The 22,896-nt window shown below is 63.7% G+C and carries 22 protein-coding genes and 2 tRNA genes; 13 read left to right on the top strand and 11 right to left on the bottom strand.

The genetic code is table 11. The features are described 5' to 3' along the window. Positions 1-19: 19 nt before the first annotated feature. Positions 20-1,273: a cytochrome P450 gene (locus PU724_RS14305; protein ID WP_354421432.1), complete on the bottom strand. Its 1,254-nt coding sequence runs from the start codon at positions 1,271-1,273 to the stop codon at positions 20-22. 103 nt (positions 1,274-1,376) lie between these two features. Here PU724_RS14305 and PU724_RS14300 point away from each other — a divergent pair, with 103 nt between their 5' ends. Further along, a complete protein-coding gene (locus tag PU724_RS14300) occupies positions 1,377-2,480 on the top strand; it encodes an NAD(P)/FAD-dependent oxidoreductase (protein ID WP_292168123.1) in 1,104 nt (367 codons plus the stop codon). Here the strand turns inward: PU724_RS14300 and PU724_RS14295 are convergent. Next, the gene (locus PU724_RS14295) at positions 2,477-3,070 is read right to left on the bottom strand and encodes a hypothetical protein (protein ID WP_292168124.1); all 594 of its coding nucleotides are present in this window, start codon (positions 3,068-3,070) and stop codon (positions 2,477-2,479) included. The genes PU724_RS14300 and PU724_RS14295 overlap by 4 nt on opposite strands. 333 nt (positions 3,071-3,403) lie before the next feature. On the opposite strand from PU724_RS14295, the gene PU724_RS14290 reads away from it, so the two are divergent. From PU724_RS14290 to PU724_RS14275, 4 genes are all read left to right on the top strand, one after another. Beyond that, positions 3,404-4,033, top strand: a complete 630-nt coding sequence (locus tag PU724_RS14290; protein WP_354421434.1) for an ATP-dependent Clp protease proteolytic subunit — start codon at positions 3,404-3,406, stop codon at positions 4,031-4,033. 293 nt (positions 4,034-4,326) lie between these two features. Further along, the gene (gene clpX / locus PU724_RS14285) at positions 4,327-5,601 is read left to right on the top strand and encodes an ATP-dependent Clp protease ATP-binding subunit ClpX (RefSeq protein WP_127282118.1); all 1,275 of its coding nucleotides are present in this window, start codon (positions 4,327-4,329) and stop codon (positions 5,599-5,601) included. Positions 5,602-5,876: 275 nt separating this feature from the next. After that, a complete protein-coding gene (lon, locus tag PU724_RS14280; RefSeq protein ID WP_127282117.1) occupies positions 5,877-8,288 on the top strand; it encodes an endopeptidase La in 2,412 nt (803 codons plus the stop codon). 196 nt (positions 8,289-8,484) lie between these two features. After that, a complete protein-coding gene (locus tag PU724_RS14275; RefSeq protein ID WP_006201846.1) occupies positions 8,485-8,757 on the top strand; it encodes an HU family DNA-binding protein in 273 nt (90 codons plus the stop codon). 72 nt (positions 8,758-8,829) lie between these two features. On the opposite strand, the gene PU724_RS14270 is transcribed toward PU724_RS14275, so the two are convergent. After that, complete coding sequence (locus PU724_RS14270; RefSeq protein WP_127282116.1) at positions 8,830-9,852, bottom strand: aldo/keto reductase; 1,023 nt, start codon at positions 9,850-9,852, stop codon at positions 8,830-8,832. 188 nt (positions 9,853-10,040) lie between these two features. On the opposite strand from PU724_RS14270, the gene hxlB reads away from it, so the two are divergent. The 3 genes from hxlB to PU724_RS14255 all read left to right on the top strand — a co-directional run bounded on the left by hxlB (position 10,041) and on the right by PU724_RS14255 (position 11,952). Beyond that, positions 10,041-10,607 (top strand): 6-phospho-3-hexuloisomerase, encoded by a 567-nt coding sequence (gene hxlB, locus PU724_RS14265; RefSeq protein WP_127311285.1) that lies wholly within the window; start codon positions 10,041-10,043, stop codon positions 10,605-10,607. 5 nt (positions 10,608-10,612) lie between these two features. Further along, the gene (locus PU724_RS14260) at positions 10,613-11,356 is read left to right on the top strand and encodes a creatininase family protein (RefSeq protein ID WP_127311284.1); all 744 of its coding nucleotides are present in this window, start codon (positions 10,613-10,615) and stop codon (positions 11,354-11,356) included. Between the two features lie 104 nt (positions 11,357-11,460). Then, positions 11,461-11,952, top strand: a complete 492-nt coding sequence (locus tag PU724_RS14255) for a hypothetical protein (RefSeq protein ID WP_127282114.1) — start codon at positions 11,461-11,463, stop codon at positions 11,950-11,952. 4 nt (positions 11,953-11,956) lie between these two features. Here PU724_RS14255 and PU724_RS14250 read toward each other — a convergent pair whose 3' ends face one another. The 3 genes from PU724_RS14250 to PU724_RS14240 form a co-directional block, all read right to left on the bottom strand. Beyond that, positions 11,957-12,874 (bottom strand): carbohydrate ABC transporter permease, encoded by a 918-nt coding sequence (locus tag PU724_RS14250; protein WP_126054889.1) that lies wholly within the window; start codon positions 12,872-12,874, stop codon positions 11,957-11,959. A gap of 12 nt (positions 12,875-12,886) precedes the next feature. Further along, complete coding sequence (locus tag PU724_RS14245) at positions 12,887-14,008, bottom strand: carbohydrate ABC transporter permease (RefSeq protein ID WP_127282113.1); 1,122 nt, start codon at positions 14,006-14,008, stop codon at positions 12,887-12,889. 100 nt (positions 14,009-14,108) lie between these two features. Next, positions 14,109-15,773: a type 2 periplasmic-binding domain-containing protein gene (locus PU724_RS14240; RefSeq protein ID WP_127282112.1), complete on the bottom strand. Its 1,665-nt coding sequence runs from the start codon at positions 15,771-15,773 to the stop codon at positions 14,109-14,111. 277 nt (positions 15,774-16,050) lie between these two features. Here PU724_RS14240 and PU724_RS14235 point away from each other — a divergent pair, with 277 nt between their 5' ends. From PU724_RS14235 to rbsK, 3 genes are read left to right on the top strand one after another with little or no spacing between them, the layout of a single operon-like run. Beyond that, the gene (locus PU724_RS14235; protein ID WP_320255725.1) at positions 16,051-17,109 is read left to right on the top strand and encodes an ABC transporter ATP-binding protein; all 1,059 of its coding nucleotides are present in this window, start codon (positions 16,051-16,053) and stop codon (positions 17,107-17,109) included. A 29-nt stretch (positions 17,110-17,138) separates the two neighbouring features. Beyond that, positions 17,139-17,591, top strand: a complete 453-nt coding sequence (locus tag PU724_RS14230; RefSeq protein WP_126054886.1) for an RbsD/FucU family protein — start codon at positions 17,139-17,141, stop codon at positions 17,589-17,591. A 4-nt stretch (positions 17,592-17,595) separates the two neighbouring features. Beyond that, positions 17,596-18,525, top strand: a complete 930-nt coding sequence (gene rbsK, locus PU724_RS14225; protein WP_354421440.1) for a ribokinase — start codon at positions 17,596-17,598, stop codon at positions 18,523-18,525. Positions 18,526-18,548: 23 nt separating this feature from the next. Here the strand turns inward: rbsK and PU724_RS14220 are convergent, their stop codons facing one another. Next, positions 18,549-18,920 (bottom strand): hypothetical protein, encoded by a 372-nt coding sequence (locus tag PU724_RS14220; RefSeq protein ID WP_354421442.1) that lies wholly within the window; start codon positions 18,918-18,920, stop codon positions 18,549-18,551. A 278-nt stretch (positions 18,921-19,198) separates the two neighbouring features. Between PU724_RS14220 and PU724_RS14215 the strand changes: the two genes are divergently transcribed. Further along, positions 19,199-19,426: a hypothetical protein gene (locus PU724_RS14215; protein ID WP_128276138.1), complete on the top strand. Its 228-nt coding sequence runs from the start codon at positions 19,199-19,201 to the stop codon at positions 19,424-19,426. A gap of 95 nt (positions 19,427-19,521) precedes the next feature. On the opposite strand, the gene PU724_RS14210 is transcribed toward PU724_RS14215, so the two are convergent. Next, positions 19,522-19,598 (bottom strand) — tRNA-Asp (locus PU724_RS14210). Positions 19,599-19,817: 219 nt separating this feature from the next. Between PU724_RS14210 and PU724_RS14205 the strand changes: the two genes are divergently transcribed. Then, positions 19,818-19,893 (top strand) — tRNA-Val (locus PU724_RS14205). Between the two features lie 59 nt (positions 19,894-19,952). On the opposite strand, the gene PU724_RS14200 is transcribed toward PU724_RS14205, so the two are convergent. The 3 genes from PU724_RS14200 to PU724_RS14190 all read right to left on the bottom strand — a co-directional run bounded on the left by PU724_RS14200 (position 19,953) and on the right by PU724_RS14190 (position 22,869). Then, on the bottom strand, positions 19,953-20,723 hold the full coding sequence (locus PU724_RS14200; RefSeq protein WP_354421444.1) for an SDR family oxidoreductase: 771 nt from the start codon (positions 20,721-20,723) through the stop codon (positions 19,953-19,955). After that, positions 20,720-21,715 carry an ABC transporter permease gene (locus PU724_RS14195; RefSeq protein WP_126054882.1) on the bottom strand — a complete coding sequence of 332 codons (996 nt, stop codon included), beginning with the start codon at positions 21,713-21,715 and terminating at the stop codon, positions 20,720-20,722. Before PU724_RS14195 ends, PU724_RS14200 begins: the two co-directional genes overlap by 4 nt. Before the next feature lie 113 nt (positions 21,716-21,828). After that, positions 21,829-22,869 (bottom strand): sugar ABC transporter substrate-binding protein, encoded by a 1,041-nt coding sequence (locus tag PU724_RS14190; RefSeq protein WP_127286880.1) that lies wholly within the window; start codon positions 22,867-22,869, stop codon positions 21,829-21,831. Positions 22,870-22,896: the final 27 nt, after the last annotated feature.

The following is a 22,896-nucleotide window of genomic DNA, read 5'->3' as shown; positions in this document are numbered from 1 at the left end:
GATATCCGTCCGTCGCCTGTCAGAAGGCCACCGCCAGCTGTTCCAGCCCGTGGAAATGATAGCTGTCGCGGAAGCGCGGCTCTTCGGCGAGATGGAGCTTTGGCTGCCGCTCGAACAGCGTCTTCAGCGAGACCTGCAGTTCGAGCCTGGCCAGCGGCGCGCCGATGCAGAAATGGATGCCGGCGCCGAAGGAGACGTTCTTCTGGTCGGCGCGGCCTGGATTGAAGGCTTGCGGTGCGGCGAAGGTGGAGGGATCGCGGTTGGCCATGCCGAGCAGCAGCGCGATCTTGTCGCCGGGTTTGAGCACGATGCCGGGTTGGACCTCGATTTCCTCATAGGCATAGCGCAGGAACATATGCAGCGGCGCGTCGAAGCGCAGGCATTCCTCGACCGTGGCCGCGGTCGCCTCCGGCGTGGTGAAGAAACGGCTGGGGTCGCCGCCCTGCGCCAGGATCGAGCGCACCGCATTGCCGGTCTGGTGCACGGTCGCTTCGTGGCCGGCATTGAGCAGCAGAATGGCTGATGACACCAGCTCGTCCTCGGACAGTCTCTGGCCATCTTCTTGCGCTGCGATCAGCAGCGACAGCAGGTCGTCGCCCGGCTGCTTGCGCCGCTCGGTGACGTAGCCGCGCAGGAAATCGGAAAAGTCGCGCGCGGCGCGGTTCGCGGTCTCCTCGGTCTCGCGCGTGCGGCCATGCATGTACATGGCGACGATCTGGTGCGACCAGTCGAGCAGCTGCGGCGCCATCGCCACCGGCACGCCGAGCATTTCGGCGATGATGGTGATCGGCAGCGGCGAGGCGAAGGCGGGCAAGAGGTCGACGCCGTTGGGCTCGAAGCGATCGATCAGCTCGTTGGCCAGCGCTTCGACCCGCGGCCGCAGCCGTTCGACCTGGCGCGAGACGAAGGCGCGGTTGACCAGCGTCCGCAGCCTGGTGTGCACCGGCGGCTCCAGCTCCAGCATCGAATTGGCCTCGATGCCGTCGAAGGCGGCGAGATGCGAACGGTCCTTGCCGACGCCGCGGCTGTCGGGAATGCCGGCCGGGTTCTGGCGGCCGAAGCGGCGGTCGCGCAGCAGCCGGTTGACGTCGTCGAAGCCGCCAAAGCACCAGAAGCCGTAGTCCTCCCAGAAGAAGGCGTTCGCGGCGCCGTGTAGGAACGCATAGGCCTGGTACGGATCCAAAAAGAAGGCCGGCTCGTGCGGGTCGAGCCGCAGGCGACGGCGGGCGGGATCGAAGGCAAGGTAGGCGGGTGGCGGCATCAAATCGGTCATGCTGGATCATTAGCGCGCCTTGCCAGCCCGCTGCCAGACCGTATCTTGGCGCCCGGCAACCCAATGAATGAGCCAGCAAGATGGCTGCGGAAGGATGGTTTCGATGAATGTGATCGTGGTCGGCGCCGGCATTGCCGGGCTTTCGACGGCGTGGTCGCTGGTCAAAGCCGGGCACAGCGTTTCGATCGTCGAGCAGGGGCCGATCCCCAATCCGCTGGCCGCGTCGGGCGACCATCACCGCATCATCCGTCGCGCCTACCGCGCCGGCACCGGCTATGGCAGGCTGATCACGGAGGCGTATGACGCCTGGGACGAGATGTGGGCCGATCTCGGCGAGAACCATCTCGATGCCAGGGGGTTCCTCTGCATCTCGCGCGAGCCCGGCGACGAGGCCGAGGAATACCGCGAAGGCCTGGAGGAGGGGAACTTTCCCTTCGAGTTGCTCGACCCGGCCGCCGCGGTCGAGCGCTGGCCGTTCCTGGTGCCGGGCTCATTCCGCTACGCCTATTTTTCGACCGAGGGTGGCGCTCTGCATTGCCGCAGGATCGCCTCCGGCCTCGCTGCATGGCTGCGCGCCAACGGCGCCAATGTCTACGAAAACAGCAAGGTGGTCGAGGTCGATGCCGAGGCCGGCCGGATCACGCTCGCCGGCGGCGAGACGATGCAGGCCGACCACATCGTGGTCACTGCCGGCGCGTGGGTGCTGAAGCTGTTCCCGGAGCTCGGCGGTGAATTGAAGACCTATCGCACCGCGCTTGCCTATGTCGAACCGCCAGCCGATCTTAGGGTGGCCTGGGAAACGGCGCCCGTCATCCTCGACGTCGGCGGCGTCACCGACGGCTACATGATCCCGCTGACGCGCGGCGCCGGCATGAAATTCGGTTCGGGCCTGCACAAGGTGCCGACCAGCGACGCCGATTGGAACCGGGCGCCGGTGCCGGGTGAGGGTGAGGTGATCCGCAACCTGTTCTCGCCGCCGATCGCCCGCATCGCTGAATACAGGGTGACCGAGGTCGTCACCTGCGCCTACACCTTCACTGCTGACGAGAAGTTCCTGGCGCACGAAAGGGGCAAATGCCTGGTCGTCTCGGCCTGCTCCGGTCATGGCTACAAGTTCGGCGCGGCTGTCGGCCGGCGTGTCGCCAAGGCCGTTGGCGACGGCGATGTCGGCGGCCTCAAGAAGTGGCTGCGGGCAGAGGTGGCCTAATCCCGGCAATGCCGCGCGATATGCACGCGCCGCCAGTGCGTGGAGCCTTCCCTGACCAGCACCCGACGCGCCACCTTCTGGTACGAAGGCGCAATCTCGGTAATGCGCCGCCGTTCCGGCCTCACCAGCACCTCCCGGGCGACACTTTCATATTCCGCGGGGAGCACCACGCGCCTGAGACGCTCGGGCTCGACCACCGCAGTTTCGGCGACCCGCGCATAACGGGCCTTGCGCCACACCTTGCACAGCACCTTGCGGCCGTGGATGACGCGCCATTCCCAGGCATAGCCGCCGTCGTCCACCTTGACCGTGCGGTAGACGGTGCGAGTGATGGCCGGCACCACCTCGTAAGTGACGCGGGCTGGCGCGATCTGCTCGACGCTCGCGCGCGTGCCGTAGATCGGCGCATCGTAGTCGATGAATTGGCCGCCGGGGCTGACCATCACGTCCTCGTAGACGGTATCGTAGAGCGCCGGCCTGCGGATCGGCTCGTAGCATTCGAGCGCGCGGCCGCCGGCCGCCGTTTCCGATATCGTGGCAAGGATGGCGAGGCCCGCCACGGCCAGGGATGCGGGGCTTTTGCGGATCATGACATTCCCCATTTGAAAAGAACGCCAGTTCAACGCGGAAGTTGTAGCGGAAGCTCCGTTCCCCGAAAGCGGTTTTGCAGCTTTTCGTTAAGGGGCGCGGTTAAGAAAGTGCTACCGTTTCAAAGCGCCCCGGGAGACACTTGGTCGAAAGACGCTTCGCAGCGCCTTTCGTCGGTGGTAGCGCTTGATTCGGCTTAACCAGATGGCTAGGAGGGGCGGCCTTGCGTTAGGGTGAGCCGGCATCCTATTTACATCCTAACGATCCAGAACCGATTCTGCCCGATTGCTCATACTCCCCGGCGCCGGAATCCCATCTTCAAAAAGGGATAGTCCATGAAGAACCTCGTCGAAACCTACATGAACCTCGTTCCGATGGTGGTCGAACAGACCAATCGCGGCGAGCGGGCCTACGACATTTTCTCGCGCCTGCTGAAAGAGCGCATCATCTTCATCACCGGTCCGGTCGAGGACGGCATGGCGACGCTGGTTTGTGCACAGCTTTTGTTCCTCGAGGCCGAGAACCCGAAGAAGGAAATCAACCTCTACATCAATTCGCCGGGCGGCGTCGTCACGTCGGGCATGGCGATCTACGACACCATGCAGTTCATCAAGCCGGCGGTGTCGACGCTCTGCATCGGCCAGGCCGCCTCGATGGGCTCGCTGCTGCTTTGCGCCGGCCACAAGGACATGCGCTTCGCCACGCCGAACGCCCGCATCATGGTCCACCAGCCGTCCGGCGGCTTCCAGGGTCAGGCCTCGGACATCGAACGTCATGCGCAGGACATCATCAAGCTGAAGCGCCGCCTCAACGAGGTCTATGTCAAGCACACCGGCAAGAGCTATGACGAGATCGAAAAGACGCTCGACCGCGACCATTTCATGACCGCCGACGAGGCCAAGGACTTTGGTCTGATCGACAAGGTCATTTCGTCTCGCGAGGCCGCCGAAGTCGTCGCCGCTTAGGCGCCGATTGGCAGCGGGTGGCGGGAAAACGCGCTTTTGGCGCGGCTTGCGGCATTTCGGCCACAATTGGCTGTTCCCTCGACGGGTGGGATTGCCTACGTTAAGGCTATGTTGATTTTCGACGGCTTAGCTTTGTGTGGGGTTGCTGCGAATCGTTGCCGCGTCTTCTGATTTGTGTTTCGTACGGAATACGCTGTGTGAGCTGGGACACTGGCGGTGGCGCATTCTCGCGATAGATTGATGAGACGCCCTTGGCCAGACCATCGGCGGGCGGGCGGTGAAAGGACAGGAAAATGAGCAAGGTCGGCAACAACGGCGGTGATTCAAAGAACACCCTCTACTGCTCGTTTTGCGGCAAAAGCCAGCACGAGGTGCGCAAGCTGATTGCCGGCCCGACGGTCTTCATCTGCGATGAATGCGTCGAGCTCTGCATGGACATCATCCGCGAGGAGAACAAGACCTCGATGGTGAAGTCGCGCGAGGGCGTGCCGACCCCGCAGGAGATCCTCAAGGTCCTCGACGACTATGTCATCGGCCAGCCCTACGCCAAGCGCGTGCTGTCGGTGGCCGTCCACAACCACTACAAGCGCCTCGCGCACGCCGGCAAGAACAACGACGTCGAACTGGCCAAGTCGAACATCCTCCTCATCGGCCCGACCGGTTGCGGCAAGACGCTGCTGGCGCAGACGCTGGCCCGCATCATCGACGTGCCCTTCACCATGGCCGACGCCACGACGTTGACCGAGGCCGGTTATGTCGGCGAGGACGTCGAGAACATCATCCTCAAGCTGTTGCAGTCGGCCGACTACAATGTCGAGCGCGCCCAGCGCGGCATTGTCTACATCGACGAGATCGACAAGATTTCGCGCAAGTCCGACAACCCCTCGATCACCCGCGACGTGTCGGGCGAGGGCGTGCAGCAGGCGCTCCTGAAGATCATGGAAGGCACGGTCGCCTCGGTGCCGCCGCAGGGCGGCAGGAAGCACCCGCAGCAGGAGTTCCTGCAGGTCGACACCGCCAACATCCTGTTCATCTGCGGCGGCGCCTTCGCCGGGCTGGACAAGATCATCTCGGATCGCGGCCGCAAGACCTCGATCGGCTTCGGCGCCACGGTCGCTTCGCCCGAGGATCGCCGCACCGGTGACATCTTCCGCCAGGTCGAGCCCGAGGATCTGCTGAAGTTCGGCCTGATCCCCGAATTCGTCGGCCGTCTGCCGGTGCTGGCGACGTTGGAAGACCTCGACGAGCCGGCGCTGATCCAGATCCTGACCGAGCCGAAGAACGCGCTGGTCAAGCAGTACCAGCGGCTGTTCGAGATGGAGAATGTCGATCTGACCTTCCACGAGAACGCGCTGTCAGCGATCGCCAAGCGCGCCATCGAGCGCAAGACCGGCGCGCGCGGCCTGCGTTCAATCATGGAAGCAATCCTGCTCGACACGATGTTCGAACTGCCGGCGCTGGAAGGCGTGCGCGAGGTGGTGATTTCGGAAGAGGTGGTCTCCGGCAACGCCCGGCCGCTCTACATCTATTCCGAGCAGAAGGAAAAGAAGGGCAACGTCAGCGCCTGACATGGCACCTGGCCCATAGTTTTTGTGGAACGGCGCCCGACGGGCGCCGTTTTGCTGTGAAACGGTGTGCCGCCTGACCGATGGAGTAGGATGAACGGACCGTGTTTGCCCTTGATCTTTGCCGCTTACACATCCAACTAACAGCAGAAGGCCGAGGTGCCGAATTCTGTGCTGTAAAACTCCCGTCACAAACGGTGGTAGGCGGAACGATCCTCGGTCGTTAATATGAGATTCGCGGTTGGCCGACTGGCGGCTGCGACATGAAAGGTTGGACAATGGCCAAAACATCCAGGGCTCCCGGCGACGGCGTCTTCGCGGTCCTCCCGCTGCGCGACATCGTTGTGTTTCCGCACATGATCGTTCCGCTCTTTGTCGGGCGCGAAAAGTCGATCAAGGCGCTGGAAGAGGTGATGGGTCAGGAAAAGCAGATCCTGCTTGCGACCCAGATGAACGCAGCCGACGACGATCCCGAGCCCGATGCGATCTTCGACATCGGCACGCTCGCCAACGTGCTGCAATTGCTGAAGCTTCCCGACGGCACCGTGAAGGTGCTGGTCGAAGGCGCCTCGCGCGCCAAGATCGTCTCGTTCACCGACCGTCCCGATTTCCACGAGGCCCGTGCTTCGGCGCTGGTCGAGCCAGAGGAGGAAGAGGTCGAGATCGAGGCTCTGGCCCGCTCGGTCGTCACCGACTTCGAGAACTACGTCAAGCTGAACAAGAAGATCTCGCCCGAAGTGGTGGGCGCCGCCAGCCAGATCGACGACTATTCCAAGCTCGCCGACACGGTTGCCTCGCACCTTGCCATCAAGATACCCGAGAAGCAGGAGATGCTGGCCACGCTTTCCGTGAAGGAACGGCTGGAAAAGGCGATGGGCTTCATGGAAGCCGAAATCTCCGTGCTCCAGGTGGAGAAGCGCATCCGCTCGCGCGTCAAGCGCCAGATGGAGAAGACGCAGCGCGAGTACTACCTCAACGAGCAGATGAAGGCGATCCAGAAGGAACTCGGCGAAGGCGAGGACGGCCGCGACGAGGCCGCCGAGATCGAGGCGCGCATCAAGAAGACCAAGCTCTCCAAGGAGGCCCGCGAGAAGGCGGAAGCCGAGTTGAAGAAGCTCAGGACGATGTCGCCGATGTCGGCTGAATCGACCGTCGTGCGCAACTATCTGGACTGGATCCTGTCGATCCCGTGGGGCAAGAACTCCAAGGTCAGGCACGACCTGGCCTTCGCCCAGAACGTGCTCGACACCGACCATTTCGGCCTCGACAAGGTCAAGGACCGCATCGTCGAGTATCTCGCCGTGCAGAGCCGCCAGAAGAAGATCAAGGGGCCGATCCTGTGCCTCGTCGGTCCTCCCGGCGTCGGCAAGACCTCGCTCGGCAAGTCGATCGCCAAGGCGACCGGCCGCGAGTTCATCCGCATGGCGCTTGGCGGCGTGCGCGACGAGGCCGAGATCCGCGGCCACCGGCGCACCTATATCGGCTCGATGCCCGGCAAGGTCATCCAGTCGATGAAGAAGGCCAAGAAGTCCAACCCGCTCTTCCTGCTCGACGAGATCGACAAGATGGGTCAGGACTTCCGCGGCGACCCGTCATCGGCCCTGCTCGAGGTGCTCGATCCGGAGCAGAACTCGACGTTCATGGACCATTACCTCGAGGTCGAATACGACCTGTCGAGCGTGATGTTCGTGACGACGGCGAACACGCTGAACATCCCTGCGCCGTTGATGGACCGCATGGAGATCATCCGTATCGCCGGCTACACCGAGGACGAGAAGATCGAGATCGCCAAGCGGCACCTGATGCCGAAGGTGATCCGCGACCACGCGCTGCAGCCGAAGGAGTTCTCCGTTGGCGAGGACGCGATCCGCGGCATCATCCAGACCTACACCCGCGAGGCGGGCGTGCGCAGCCTGGAGCGCGAGCTGATGAAGCTCGGGCGCAAGGCAGTGACCGAGATCCTGAAGACGAAGAAAAAGTCGGTCACCATCACCGCCGACAATCTCGCCGACTATCTCGGTGTGCCGCGCTACCGCTTCGGCCAGGTCGAGGCTGACGATCAGGTCGGTGTCGTCACCGGGCTTGCCTGGACGGAAGTCGGCGGCGAACTGCTGACGGTCGAAGGCGTCATGATGCCCGGCAAGGGCCGCATGACCGTGACCGGCAACCTGCGCGACGTGATGAAGGAATCGATCTCGGCGGCGGCCTCCTATGTCCGCTCGCGCGCTCTCGATTTCGGCATCGAGCCGCCGCTGTTCGACAAGCGTGACATCCACGTCCACGTGCCGGAGGGGGCAACCCCGAAGGACGGCCCGTCGGCCGGCGTGGCAATGGCGACCGCCATCATTTCGGTGCTGACCGGTATTCCGATCAAGGCCGATGTGGCGATGACCGGCGAGATCACGCTGCGCGGCAGGGTGCTGCCGATCGGCGGTCTCAAGGAGAAGCTGCTGGCCGCGCTGCGCGGCGGCATCAAGAAGGTGCTGATCCCGGAAGACAACGCCAAGGACCTGGCGGAGATCCCGGACAACGTGAAGAACGGCATGGAGATCATTCCGGTCTCGCGGGTCGGCGAGGTGCTGCGCCACGCGCTGGTGCGGATGCCGGAGGCGATCGAGTGGGTCGAGCCGGTCAACGCCCCGGCCGCGGCCGACAGCGGCGACGATGCCGGAAAGTCGCTTGCGCATTAGATTTGGCTAAAGTTGCAGCGCACAAAACGAAAGCCGGGCCTCGCGCCCGGCTTTTTAATGTGAAAAACCCCGGAATTCCGGGCTTTTTTCGGATTTTTTCCGCTTTTTCGACTTGGTTGCAGGAACGCTTCTTTCTAAAGTCCGTTTCCTGCCGGATGAGTCGAAAGTTCCGGTTTTCTCATGGAAGGGAATTTTGATGAACAAGAACGAACTGGTGTCCGCTGTCGCCGATGCCGCGAGCATTTCGAAGGGTGACGCGCAGTCAGCCGTCGATGCGGTGTTTTCCGTGATCACTGGCGAACTGAAGAAGGGCGGCGATGTCCGGCTTGTCGGCTTCGGAAATTTCACCGTGTCAAAACGCGCTGCTTCGACCGGCCGCAACCCGCAGACCGGCGCCGAGGTGAAGATTCCGGCGCGCACCGTGCCGAAATTCTCGGCCGGCAAGGGCCTCAAGGACGCGGTCAACTAAGACCTTTTTCTTTAAAGATCAGAAAAGCCGGGCTTGCCCGGCTTTTCTTTTGCCCATCGCCAGCAGGGCAGATCAGCCCGTCGGCGCGTCCGCGCGCAGCAGTCCTTCCTGCTTCAGATCGCTCCAGAGAGCTTCGGGCAGCTTGACGTCGAGCAGCGCGCGGTTGCTTTCGACCTCGCCCGGCCGCTGGCCGCCGGGGATCACCGACACGACAGACGGATGCTGCAGCGGGAACTGCAACGCCGCCTCGATGAGGCGCACGCCGTGGCGCTTGCAAACCGCCTCGATGCGCGCCACGCGATCGAGCACGTCCTTCGGCGCCTCGGAATAGTTGTAGAAGGCTCCCGGCTTCGGCCCCGTGGCCAGGATGCCGGAATTGTAGGGGCCGCCGAGCACGATGCCGATGCCGCGTTTCTGGCAGAGCGGCAGGAAGGACTGCAAAGCCTCCTGCTCCAGCAGCGTGTAGCGTCCTGCCAGCAGGAAAAGGTCGAAATCGCCGCGCTCGGCCAATGTCTGACACACCTGCCATTCATTGATGCCGCCGCCGAAGGCCCTGATCGCGCCCTGGTCGCGCAGCGAAAGCAGGCCGTAATAGCCGGAGGTCATGAACTCCTCGATGCGCCGGTCGGAGGCCTCCTTGCTGCCGTGGGTGAAGATGTCGACGTCGTGGACGAACAGGATGTCGATGCGGTCGACGCCGAGGCGCTCCAGCGAGGCCTCGAAGGAGCGCATGACGCCGTCATAGCTGTAGTCGTAGACCTCCCGGCGCGACGGCGTGTCGAAGAACTTGCCGATGCCGGTGCGCTCAGCCGGCGGACAGGCGCGCATCAGGCGCCCGACCTTGCTCGACAGCACATAGTCGTCGCGCTTCTTGCCGCGCAGGAACGGGTTGAGCCGGGTTTCCGAGAGGCCGAGACCGTAAAGCGGCGCTGTGTCGAAGTAGCGGCAGCCGATGTTCCAAGCCGCTTCCAGCGTGGCATGGGCGTCCTCGTCGGAGACGGCGCGATAGAGGTTGCCGAGCGGCGCCGTGCCGAAGCCGAGTTCGGTGAAGTCGATGCCGCCATTGCCGATGCGGTCGAAATGCCGTGTCTTCATGTCGTGGAGTTTTCCTGGAGCTGATTTGTCTGACATGACACTATCACGCCCGTGGCACAGCAAAAGCGCCGACGGCCGTTGGACAGGCATTTTCGCGGTGATAGCATGAACAAAAACAAGCCTTTCCCGGGAAGGCGTGACCAGAAGCTTCCACCTTTTCAACCCCTGGGCAGACTGGTGAAGCCATCATGACCAAGGCCGGTACGGATCTGTTCGCGATCGCGCTGGAGGAACTCGGCGGCGTGCTGGCCAAGGTGGACGGGGCCAGCATCGACGCCGCCTGCGAAGTGCTCGTCGGGGCCGGCAGGATCGCCGTCTATGGCTGCGGCCGCGAGGCGCTGCAGGTCAAGGGTTTCGCCATGCGGCTCTACCATCTCGGCCTGCCGGTGTCGGTGGTCGGCGACATGACCACGCCGCCGCTGGGCAAGGGCGACGTCTTCCTGGTAAGCTCCGGGCCGGGCGAGACCACGACGGTGCTGACCCTGATGCAGGTCGCGCGGGATGCGGGCGCAAAGGTGCTGCTCGTCACCGCTGAAAGCGGAAGCAGCGCGGCCAGGCTCGCCGATTTCTCCTTGCTGATCCCGGCGCAGACCATGGCCAGCGACCAGGGCGCGGCAAAGACCTCCGTCTTGCCGATGGGGTCGCTGTTCGAGGGCGCGCTGTTCCTGCTGTTCGAAGTGATGGTGCTGAAGCTCAAGGCCCTGACCGGCGCCTCGCCGGAGGCGATGCGCGCCCGCCACACCAATATGGAGTAGGGGCGATGCGTTACGAATTGATGCTGCCGCACCAGATCCGCAAGGCGATCGCCGAAAACTGGCCGGTCGTGCTGCCGCTCGGCGTGCTCGAATATCATGGCGAGCACATGGCCGTCGGGATGGACACGCTGGCCGTCGTCAAGACACTGGAATTGTTCGAGAAGGAGGCCGACATCGTCATCCTGCCGGCCTTCTACTATGGCGCCGCGAGCTACGCGGTGGCGCCGCCTGAAGGCAGCGGCTCGGTGCAGGTCGGCGGCAATCAGCTGGCGCCGTTCGCCGAGGAGCTGTTCTTCAGCCTGCTGCGCATCGGCTTTCGCAACATCCACGCCATCATCCACCACCAGACCGAGAATTTCACCGCCGGCATGCCGACCGACCTCGCTTTCAAGGCCGCCGGCCGGCAGGCGATCTTCCGCTTCCTGGAAAAGCAGCGCGGCGAGGGCTGGTGGGGTTCCGAGGCGATGGCCGACTACTATGCAGGCCATGCCAAGGGCGAGAACTTCTTCAATTGGGTTCAGGTGCATCCGCTGATGTCGGCCGCCATGAACGGCCAGTACCCGTTCGACCATGCCGGCATCGGCGAAACCTCGCTGATGCTGGCGCTGTGCCCCGAAGCGGTCGACGCCGGCCGCTTCGCCGACAATACAAGCTGGTACACGGCGAGCGCGCCGGAAGCTTCGGCAGAGCTGGGCAGGAAGGGCGTCGCCATGATCCTTGAGCATCTGCGCGCCCTCCTGTCGGCCTGACGCGGCGAGCAGCGCCTGGCCACGCCCGACAGAAACGCGACTTCTCAATCGTTACGCCTATTTTCACCATCCGCCGCCATGATCGCCGGGCTAAGGGGGCCGGAATGGACGAGATCGGTAGCGATGGACGGTTGCGGCACGACGTTCCGATGCACGTCGCCAAGCGCCTGTTCATCGGCCTTGCCGGCCTCTTCTGCATCATCGTCCCGACATGGGAGCTCTATCGCGGTGTCTGGCCACCGAACTTTGCCAGCCCCTTTTTCCTGTTCATCATCCTCGGCGCCTATGCGGTCGGCATCCCGCTTGCGCTCGCCGCGCTCTTCAGTCCGGCGGTGCGCTGGATCGTTGGCACGGGCCGCATCGATATCGTGACGCGCAATCCGTTCTTCCTGCGCCGCTATCGTCTCGGCCCGGGCGACATTGCCGATTTCCGTCTGCGCAGGATCGAATGGGACAGCGGCGGCCCGACCTTCTCGGTGGTCCTGACGACGCTGAAAGGCGAGCGTTTTGAGACGCGCGATTTCGGCACGGCGGCAACCGCCGAGATGTTTCGCGACCGGATAAGCTCCGTCTTCCTGGGGAAAGCGGCGAGCTGAAGCGCTACTTCACCGCGCCGGCCGTCATGCCCATGATCAGGTAGCGCTCCAGAAGGATGCCGATGACGGCAAGCGGCGTGATGGCGGCGGTGGCGAGTGCGGCCATCGACCACCAGTTGATGCCTTGCGATCCGGTCTGGCTCGCCACCATGACGGGAATGGTCTTGGCGTCGGTCGAGGTCAAAAGCGCGGCGAAGAAATACTCGTTCCAGCACAGCACCATCGCCAGGATGAAGGCGGCGACCATGCCGGGCAGCGCGATCGGCATGACGATGCGGAAGAAGGCTCCCCAGATCGACAGCCCGTCGACGAGCGCAGCTTCCTCGAGCTCGACCGGGATCGAGTTGAACTGGTCGCGCATGATCCAGATGACGATCGGCAGCACCATCAGCGTGTAGAGCAGGATCAGCCCGACGCGCGTGTCGAGCAGGCCGACCTCGCGGTAGAGCACCAGGAAGGGCAGCGCCAGCACCACCGGCGGCAGGATCAGCTGCGACAGGAAGAAGAAGGAGATGTCCTCGTTCTTGAACCAGGCGAAGTGGTAGCGGTAGCGGGTCAGGCCGTAGGCGGCGAGGCTGCCGATGATGATGGCGAGGCCGGATGCGCCGACCGAGGCGATGACCGAATTCATGAAGCGCTTGAAGAACTCGTCCCGCACAGTCGAGGTCTGCGTGATCGAGTCCGGCGACAGGCCGAGCGAGCGCCAGCCCTTCCAGTCAGGCTGGAAGTCGACGAACGGGATCAGATGGCCCTGGGTGACGTCGACCGCCGATTTGAATGACGTCGTGATCGTCCAGTAGATCGGGAAAAGGCAGATGAAGGACCAGAACACCAGCGCGCCATAGATGAAGACGCGGCTGGTCAGGAAGCTCGCCGGCGAGCTGATTTCGGAGACGGAATAGTCGGTGGTCTGGACGCTCATGTTGCCGGCCGCTCAGTTGACGTTGCGCACGAAACGGCTGGCGAATTTCAGCAGCCAGGTCACGAACACGATGATGATGACGAGATAGGCCATGGCCAGCATCGTGCCGTAGCCGACATTCGAGCGGTCGCGGTACTCGCGGTAGATGAAGCTCGACACCGAATCCGTGGCGCCGCCGGGGCCGCCTGACGTCACGGTGATGATGATGTCGGCCAGCTTCAGCTTGAAGATGATACGCAGGATCACCGCCGTCACCGACACCGGCAGCATCAGCGGGAAGGTGACCTGCCAGAACGTCTGCCAGGTGGTGGCGCCGTCGACGCGGGCCGCCTCCAGCACCTCGCGCGACATCGCCTGCAGGCCGGCCAGCAGCATGATCATCATGAACGGGATGAAGGTCCAGGCGTCCAGCACCATGATCGAGATGCGCGCGGTGATCGGGTTGGAGAAGAAGGCTGGATTGTCCCAGCCGAGATGTCGCGCCAGCGTCGCGGCCGGACCGAAGCGATACTCCATCAGCGACTTGCCGATCATCCATGACACCGCGACCGGCGACAGCATCAAGGGCATCAGGAAGACGACCCGGAAGAATTTGCGCGCGCGGATCTGCGCGTTGAGGAGCAGCGCCAGGCCGAAGGCGATGATGTATTCGACGAACACCGCGAGCACATAGAGCACCATGTTGAACAGCGCGTTGCGGTAGTATGGGTCGGCCAGCATCTGCCAGAAATTGTCGAGCCCGTTGAATTTGCGGCCGGAGAAGGAGCTGAGGTTCCAGTCCGTCAGCGCGATGTAGAAGCCGAACAACGTCGGGAACACCACCATGGCGATGGTGAACAATAGCGCGGGAAGCAGGAACAGCGCGCGCTGACCGTCCTCGCCGCGCGTCAGCACCTGACCGACGCCCAGCGCCACGCCCCACAGCACATAGGCATAGACGATCGGCCGCCAGGTATCGAAGCCGAGCGTGGTGACTTCCGTCTTGTAGAGGATCTGCAGCGCGATGACGGCGAGCAGGCCGAGCGTCGCCGCGGCCATCAAGGCGAAACCGAGCCGCTTGCGGCCGGGTGGGATCAGATCGGCTGGAACGCCGTTTGCCGGCCATGCATTGGTGGGCAAGGTCTGGTCAGCCACGCGTCCCGTCCGTCGATACAAAAGCTAGCGACCGGCTGGCCGGTCAAAACGAGGTCCGGCGGCTACGCGTCGCCGGACCCCGGTTCATCATACGATCAGGCTACACGCCGAGAGAGGCTTTGTAGAGCTTGATCTGGTTTTCGCGGCCGATCTGGTCGGTGAGCTTCTCCCAGGCGGCGGCGATGGCGTCGGCGCCTTCCTGCGCCTTCATCTTGCCGGCGAAGGTGTTGGCCAGGATGTCCTCGGCGGCGCTGTAGTACTGGAAGATGCCGGGGATGCGTGGCTCGATCGCCGCGTTCGGATGGTTGTAGCTGTCACCCTCGGACTTGAGGTAGGAACTGATGAACGCCTCGTCGTAGCCGGCAGCCACCCATTCCGGAATGTTGAAATGGCTGTTGCGGTAGGGCTGGAAGCCCGACGGATAAGCCGCGCACCAGAGCGACAGGTCCTTGCCGCCAAGATGGGCCGCCGCCGACCAGGCCGCCTTCTGCTTCTTTTCATCGCTGTCGACGCGGGCCATGACATAGACGCCCCAGCCGAGATAGGCGCAGTTCGGCGAATAGTTCGGCCCGCTGGCAAGCTTGTCCCACTGGCCGGTCTTCGAATTGTAGACGTCGTCCGAGCCGGGCAGGATCGAGAAGCCGGTGACGTCGCCGATGACCGACGAGTCGTTGGTCTTGACGTTGGAGCCGATGTCGCCCCACCACGGGATCATCGAGCCGGTGCCGGCCAGGAACTGCTGGAAGCCGGTGGTGTTCGGATCGGCGTTGATCTGGTCCGGCGGCTCCGAGGGCAGGGCGTCGATCACGTCCTGGATCGCCCGCACCCACGCCGGATTGTTGATGCGCGGCTTCATCGTGTCGGCATCGAACAGCCAGGCCTTGTCGTCGGGATGCTTGGCATAGGCGCTGGCGCGGCTGCCGAGGAAGTAGAAGCCGAAGCCGCCCCAGGGCTTGGGCGCGTCGAGATAGCCGTAGACGTCCTGGCCCTTGAACTGCTTGCCCTTGAGGAACTTGGTGACGGCCTGCACTTCCTGCCAGGTCTTCGGCACGCCCCATTCTGTCGTCGCGCCGCTTTCCTTCCACGCCTTGGCGAGATCGGCATCGGCGAACACGTCGGTGCGGTAGTTGAAGTTGTGCGCGTCGCCGTCGATGGTGACGCGGTACTGCTTGCCGTTCCAGGTGCCGACCGGCGGCTTCAGGTAGTTGACCAGGTCGTCGAAATCGATCTGCTTCTTGACCCAGTCGGGCATTTCGGAGGTCAGGCCCTTGCCGCAGACATCGCCTTCGAAGGGCGCGCCCATCTCGATGATGTCGAAGTCGACGGTGCCGGTGGCGATCGATTGCTGCAGGCGGGCGTTGTAGTCGGCCTGCGCCAGGTCGATCCAGCTGATCTTGGCACCCGTATAGGCCTCCCACGGCTTCAGGAAGCCGCGGAACAGAACATTGTGCAGGTTCTGGTTGTTGAGGCCCATGAAGGTGAGCTCGACGCCGGCGAACTCGCCTTCCTTGACGTTGGCCTTGGTCGCTTCGAGGCAGAGCTCGCCGACCTTCTGGAAATCGGCATCGGTCGGCTGACCCTTGCCGACGCCGGGGATCTGCAGGATCTTCGCGCGCAGATCGTCGGCCGCGGCGGCCGGCCGGGTCAGCGCGCCGAGGCCGGCGCCTGAAGCCGCGGCGATCGCGGCCATGCTGGCCGCGCCCTTGAGAATGTCACGCCGGGTGGCACCCGCGCGGACCAGTTTTTCGTAAAGACCGACTCTCATCTACATTCCTCCCAGAACAAAAGCCGTGAATTTGACGTGCCAACCTATCGGACGCCGAAACGTCTGCGTTTCTCCTATACCATATGGGGACGTGGGACCCCACCCTGCGTCGCGTGGAGATCCGATTTCCGGCAAAGCACCGATCATCGGATTTTGCGCTCGCCACTATTCGCGTAATCGATTACCTTGTCAACAGGAATGGCTTTTTATCTATAATATACTGACTTGCCCTTGCCGTTGGCAATGGCTAGCTTCACCGAAAACGATAGGGGAGATGATGGCTCAAGTCGCGATCACCAATGTGGCCAAGGCGTTCGGACCCGTCAAGGTCCTGCACGATGTCAGCGTCGATATCGCCGACGGCCAGTTCGTCGTGCTGGTCGGTCCTTCCGGCTGTGGCAAGTCCACGCTCTTGCGGATGGTGGCCGGGCTGGAAACGGTCTCCGGCGGCACGATCGCGATCGGCGAGCGCGTCGTCAACAATCTGCCGCCGGCGAAGCGCGACATCGCCATGGTGTTCCAGAACTACGCGCTCTACCCGCACAAGACGGTGGAGCAGAACATGGCCTTCGCGCTGAAGCTGCGCAAGACCGATCCGGCGATCGTCGCCGAGCGGGTCAAGCGCGCCGCCGACATCCTCGACCTCGCGCCCTATCTCAAGCGTTATCCGCGTCAGCTCTCGGGCGGCCAGCGCCAGCGCGTCGCCATGGGCCGCGCCATCGTGCGCAACCCGCAGGTGTTCCTGTTCGACGAGCCGCTGTCCAATCTCGACGCCAAGCTGCGCGTCCAGATGCGCACCGAGATCAAGGAACTGCATCAGCGGCTGAAGACAACGACCATCTACGTCACGCACGACCAGATCGAGGCCATGACCATGGCCGACAAGATCGTGGTGATGCGCGACGGCCGAATCGAGCAGGTCGGTGCGCCGCTGGAACTGTTCGACCGTCCGGCCAACCTCTTCGTCGCCGGCTTCATCGGCTCGCCGGCGATGAACCTTCTGAAGGGCGTCGTGCGCAAGGGCGACAAGCCGATCGTCGACATATCCGGCACGGTGTTTCCGCTTGCCCCCGGCAGCACCGCCAGGGATGGGCAGAACGTCGTCTACGGCGTACGGCCCGAACATCTCGAAATCCATCCCGACGGCGTTGCCGCCAGGATTTCCGTGGTCGAGCCCACCGGTTCCGAGACCCTGGTCTTCGTGCGCTTCGGCGAAAGCGAGATGGTGGCGCTGTTCCGCGAGCGCCACGACTTCAAACCGGGCGACACGCTGCATCTTCGGCCACGGCTCGACCAGCTTCACCTTTTCGACGCAGAGACCGGCAACCGGCTCTGATCTCCAACAGATTTTTCGCGAGGACTGCCATGCTCAAAGGGATCAATCCGCTGCTCAATGCCGACGTGCTCCAGGCACTGCGGGCGATGGGCCACGGCGACGACCTGATCATCTGCGACACCAATTTCCCGGCCGATTCGGTCGCTCGCCAGACGGAGCTCGGCTATCTGCTGCGCATCGACGCGCCGGCGGCGGAGGTGGTGAAGGCGGTGCTGTCGCTCTATCCGCTGGACAGCTTCGTCGACGACGCGGCCGCCCGCATGGAGATCGTCGGCAATCCTGACGAGATCCCGCCGGTGCAGAAGGAGGTGCAGAAAGAGATCGACAAGGCCGAGGGCAAGGCCTGGCCGATGATCTCGATCGAGCGCTACGCCTTCTACGAGCGCGCCAAGAAGGCCTATTGTGTCATCCAGACCGGCGAGCGCCGCTTCTATGGCTGCTTCGCCTTCCGCAAGGGCGTCATTCCGCCGGATGCGGAGTAGGGCGATGGCCGCCGGCAAGCCTGTCGTCATCCTGGGTGTCTTCGTCGCCGACACCGCCTACCGCGCAGACCGCCAGCCGCGCATGGGCGAGACCATCCTCGGCAACTCGTTCAAGCTGGGGCCGGGCGGCAAGGGCTCGAACCAGGCGGTCGCCGCCGGCAAGCTGGGCGCCGACACCACCTTCCTGACCCGGCTCGGCGTCGATGCCTTCGCCGACATGGCCAGGCACACCTGGCAAGCGGCCGGCGTGAAGGCGGCGGTCATCGACACGCCGGAGAGCTACACCGGCGCTGCCTATATTTTCGTCGAGGAGACGACCGGAAACAACGCCATCATCGTCAGTCCGGGCGCGGCGATGCTGATCTCGCCCGCCGACATCGATGCCCATGCCGGCCTCATCCGCTCGGCCGGCGTCTTCGTCACCCAGCTCGAGCAGCCGATCGAGGCCGCGCTGAGGGCGCTTGAGATCGCGCGCGGGGCAGGGGTGGCGACGATCCTCAACCCGGCCCCGGCCGCCAGGCTGCCCTACCGCATCTATACGCTTTGCGACTATGTCACGCCCAACGAGACGGAGGCCGAGGAACTGACCGGCATCAAGGTGTCGTCCATCGACGACGCCCGCCGCGCCGCCGACAGCCTGCTCGAGAAAGGTGTCGGCGCGGTCATCGTCACGCTCGGCGAGAAGGGCGCGCTGCTCCACACGAAGGATCGTTCCGACCATGTCGGCGCCGTCAATGCCGGGCCGGTGGTGGAAACGACGGGCGCCGGCGATGCCTTCAATGGCGGCCTCGCGGCGGCCCTGGCGAAAGGCGTCGAGCCGCTGCAGGCGGTAAAGTTCGCCTGCGCCGTCGCCGGCATTTCGGTGACTCGCCCCGGCACTGCGCCGTCGATGCCGACGCTGCAGGAGGTCGAGGCGCTGCTGACGCGGACTTGAGGTCGACAGCGGGCCTAGCTGCCTCACCAGTCGGGATTGTCGTCGAGCCAATACGCTTCAAGGCAACCGAATTGACGCGGGAGGCCGAGCCGGCGTTTGGCGTCAAATGCCATCTCCGAAAGGGGCCACTGTGAGTTGCGCCCTTCCGCGCCTGGCACGATGGTGTACCCATCGGCGATCAACTGCAGCTTCATCTCCTCGAAGTGCCTTTTGAAGCCGTTCTCGATTCGGCTTTGCGGATAGCGTCGTCTATACAGGCATTCATGGCTCAGAATGCCGGAATACATCTGGGCGCTGAGCGTTCTCAGGGCGGTTTCGGAAATCTGTTTGTCGGTGCCCTTGGACCAGCACCGACCTGCCGACGCCACCAGCATCGCGGCCAGCAAACCTGCCAAAACCCTCTCCACCTGGGTCCCTTCCGGCCAAGGTGACATATTAGCCACAGGTAATGTTTATCGGCAATCCGGTCTTGCGCCTTTGCCCCGAGTGTCCCGTAATGGGTCATCATTTCTGGCATCGCAATTGCACTGTCAGCAATGCCCGGGGTCGTTAATTACCCCGGCAGCCGGGGGGCAAATTCGGGGGGCCCCGCCGCTCCAGAAATGGAGCGGCGGGCTCTTTAACAACTGAGTTTGAAAGCCGCCTGAATCGCCAAGACCAGAGTGCTGCAGCCATGTATTTTCCTCAGTTTCTAGTAGGCATGCTCGCAACGTCGTTCATCACGGCAATCTGGGCCGAAATAGAAACCGGCTCGGTCTGGAAGGCGCTGGGCTGGGCCATTCTTGCGCTGGTCATTCTTCAGGTTGGATATATCGGTCTGGTTGTCGGCCTGATCTACAAACGTGGATCGAAAGGCACCGAGGCGGCCCGGATGTCGGCAAATTACACGCCGCCGGCCTGAATGGCGAAAACCGGCGTGCCGCCGCAGCGGCCACAAGCCGGTTCCTGAAAGTTGAAGCTTTTCTACAGAGTCAGGGCCTAGGCCCTTGAAAGAAATGGCGCGAGTGACGGGGCTCGAACCCGCGACCTCCGGCGTGACAGGCCGGCACTCTAACCGACTGAGCTACACCCGCGCACTTGACGACCACGTGTCAGCCGTGTTCGTCGTTGGGCCGCTGGATAAGGGGTTCGCCACCGGGTGTCAAGCGCGGCAAAGCACCTTATCGGCAAACTGGAGAAGGTTTTTTGACAACCGCCTCTTTACGCTGGAAAACCGCCACGCGGCCAACGCGGCGCCTGTTCATTTGGCCTTGCGAAGCCTGCCCTAACTGCTTAAAGGTCCGGCCCGGAGCGGGCGATTAGCTCAGTTGGTAGAGCGCTTCGTTTACACCGAAGATGTCGGCGGTTCGAGCCCGTCATCGCCCACCATCCCAGCCATCTTCAAGACCCTGAAGCGAATCTCGCTGTTCGCCCACGCCCGCCAACAATCATGGCGGCAGCAGCCGAAAATCCTTGCCCTCGGGCAGCAGCTGGCCGCCGTCGACGACGATGGTCGTGCCGGTGATGTAGCTGGCGTCGTCGGAGGCCAGGAACAGGAAGGCATTGGCGACGTCGCGCGGGCTGCCCAGCCGTCCGAGCGGGATGGAGTCCTGCATGTTCTGGATATAGGCCACGCCCCGATGCAGCTCGATCGCCTCGGTGAGGATGTTGCCGGGCTCGACGCCGTTGACAGTGATGCCGTAGCCGGCGAATTCGAGCGCGGCGGCACGGATTAGCCCGTTGATTCCGGCCTTGGTCGCCGAATAATGGCCGTGGCCGGGGCTGGTCACGTGCGGGCCTGTGATCGATGAGGTGAACAGCATCCGGCCATGCCGCTGCGCCTTCATCGGCACCAGTGCGGCGCGCGTTGCATTGAAGGAGCCGCGCAGGTTGACGGCCATCACCCTGTCCCAGTCCTCCGGGCTGGTGTTCTCGATCAGCTGCCAGGGATAGATGCCGGCATTCTGGACCAGGATGTCGAGTCGGCCATGCTGCTCGAGCGCCAGCGCCACGGCGGCCTCGGCCTCGGCCATTTGCGAGATATCGGTGCGGATGAAGGCGGCGCCGAACTCGCTTGCGGTGGCTTGTCCGGCCTCGGCCTCGGTGTCGGCCAGCACGAGCTTCGCGCCCTCTTCGGCGAAACGCTGCGCGATGCCCTTGCCGATGCCGCGCGCGCTGCCGACGATCAGCGCGACCCTGTCCTGCAGCCGGCCGGTCATGCCAGCCTCTGCCGGATGGTCTGCTTGAAGGCGTCGAGCAGCACCGCCGCCAGCACCAGCAGGCCGTGGATCACCTGGGTGAAATTGGCCGGCAGGCCCATCAGGTTGATCGCCGTGTTGATGGCCGAGAGCAAGAGCACGCCGGCATAGACCCCGGGCAGGGTGCCGACGCCGCCCTTCAGGCTGACGCCGCCGATAACGACGGCGGCGAAGGCGTTGAACAAAAGCCCGACGCCGAGATTGGCGGTGGCGCCGGAGGTGCGGATGGCCAGCAGCCAGCCGGCGAGACCGGCGATGGCGCCGGCAAGCACGAAGGCGATGATCAAATTGCGATTAACGCGGATGCCGGCGCGGAAGGTAGCCGTCTCGTTGCCGCCGATCATCACCAGATGCCGGCCGAACGGCGTCTTGGCCATGATCAGCGAGAAGACGACGAAACAGGCGATGGCGATCCAGGCGGTGAGCGGCAGGCCGATCAGCCGCTGGATGCCGAACCAGCGGATCGCCGGCGCCAGGTCCTGCGCCGAGCGGCCGCCGGAAACGACGAGCACCAGGCCGCGCACCCAGATGTAGGAGGCCAGCGTGATGATGAAGGCGCTCATCTTCAGCCTGACGATCAGGAAGCCGTTGAAGACGCCGATGATGCCGCCGACGAGGACGGCGAGCAGCAGCGAAACCGGGACCATCAGCCATTGCGGGTGCAGTTGCACGCCGAGGCCGATGCCCGACGAGCAGAACAGGATGCCGACCGCCATGGCGCTGAGCGCGGCGACCGATTCGACCGACAGGTCCATGTGGCCGGCGATGATGACCAGCGCCAGGCCGATCGACATCACGCCCAGCACGCTGGAGGCCTCGATGATGTTGGCGAAGATGCCGAGCTGGAAGTAGTTCGGAATGAGCAGGGAAAACACCACCAGCACGAAGACCAGCATGAACCAGACGAGATTGTCGAGAATGAGCTCGAGAGCATGGCGGGTGCGGGGGTTCATGAGCTGATCCGGTTGGCGCGCGTGTTTGACAAAGTTGCGGCTTCGCGCGTTTCGACGCGCGCGGCGCTTTTGAGGGGCGCTCCGGGCCGGGTAGCCCGGAGCGGTCCTCGTGGTTACTCGACCGGTTTTACGGTTTCGGTCGGCGGCTTCTGGTTGCCCCAGAAGGCCGGATTGTCGACGTTCTCTTTGGTGATGGCGGCGCCGGGGATCTTGATGTTCGGGCCCCAGGCTTCCTTGGTCACCGTCGACTTCAGGCCAAGCACGTCATATTCGCCTGGCTTGATCTCTTCCTTTTTGACGATCTTGTCCATGAACATGGCGACGGCCGCGGCCTGGGCGTAGAGCGGCTGTTCGACTTCGACGTTGAGCCAGCCCTTGCGGATCAGGTCGAGACCGACCGGTGCGCCGTTCGAGCTCATCATCATAACGTCGCCGGGCTTCTTGCCTGCGGCCTCGAGCGAGGCGACGCCGGCGACCGAGAGATGCGCGGCATGGCTGAAGATCAGGTCGATGTCGGGATTGGCGAGCATCTGGTCGGCGACGATGGTGCCGGCGTTGCTGGCTTCCCACTGCATGGCCGGAAGCGAGATGATCTTGACGTCCGGGAACGCCTTCATCTTCTCCTCGAACCCCTTCTGGATGTCGAGCGTGTAGGGATCGCCGGGATCGCCGAGCACCTGCAGGATCTTGCCCTTCACCGCCCCGTTCTTCGCTTTCAGGAGCTTCTCGGCCTGGTCGGCGGCGACGTAGCCGATCTCGACCGTGCCGGCGACCGAGGTGAAGTCGGACGGGGTGGAGGTGATCTGGCGGTCGAATTCTACCACCGGAATGCCGGCGGCGCGGGCCGCTTCGACGGACGGTTTCAGCGCGTTGAAATCGACCGCCGCAAGGACGATCGCGGCGGGCTTCAGCGCGATGACGTCGTTCATCTGCGATTGCTGGCCGTCGGTCTTGTTGTCGGCGTTCAGCGATTTGAAGTCGTAGCCGACCTGCTTCAGGAACAGTTCCAGCGCGGTCACCGAACCCGTCTGGAACTCATCGAGCAATGTCGGCACCAGATAATAGACGGTGCCCTTGGACTGGGCGAATGCCGGCGTGAGCGTGGCAATGGCCAGTGCCAGGAAACCGAAGACGGAAAGAAGTATTCTCTTCATGTCGTTCGCTCCTCTTGCGCCGGACCC

Origin of the sequence: Mesorhizobium abyssinicae (genome assembly GCF_049887195.1) — a bacterium.
GTDB lineage: Bacteria > Pseudomonadota > Alphaproteobacteria > Rhizobiales > Rhizobiaceae > Mesorhizobium > Mesorhizobium abyssinicae.
Note: the sequence above shows the minus strand (reverse complement) of the source record. Positions and strands in the feature narration are given on the sequence as shown.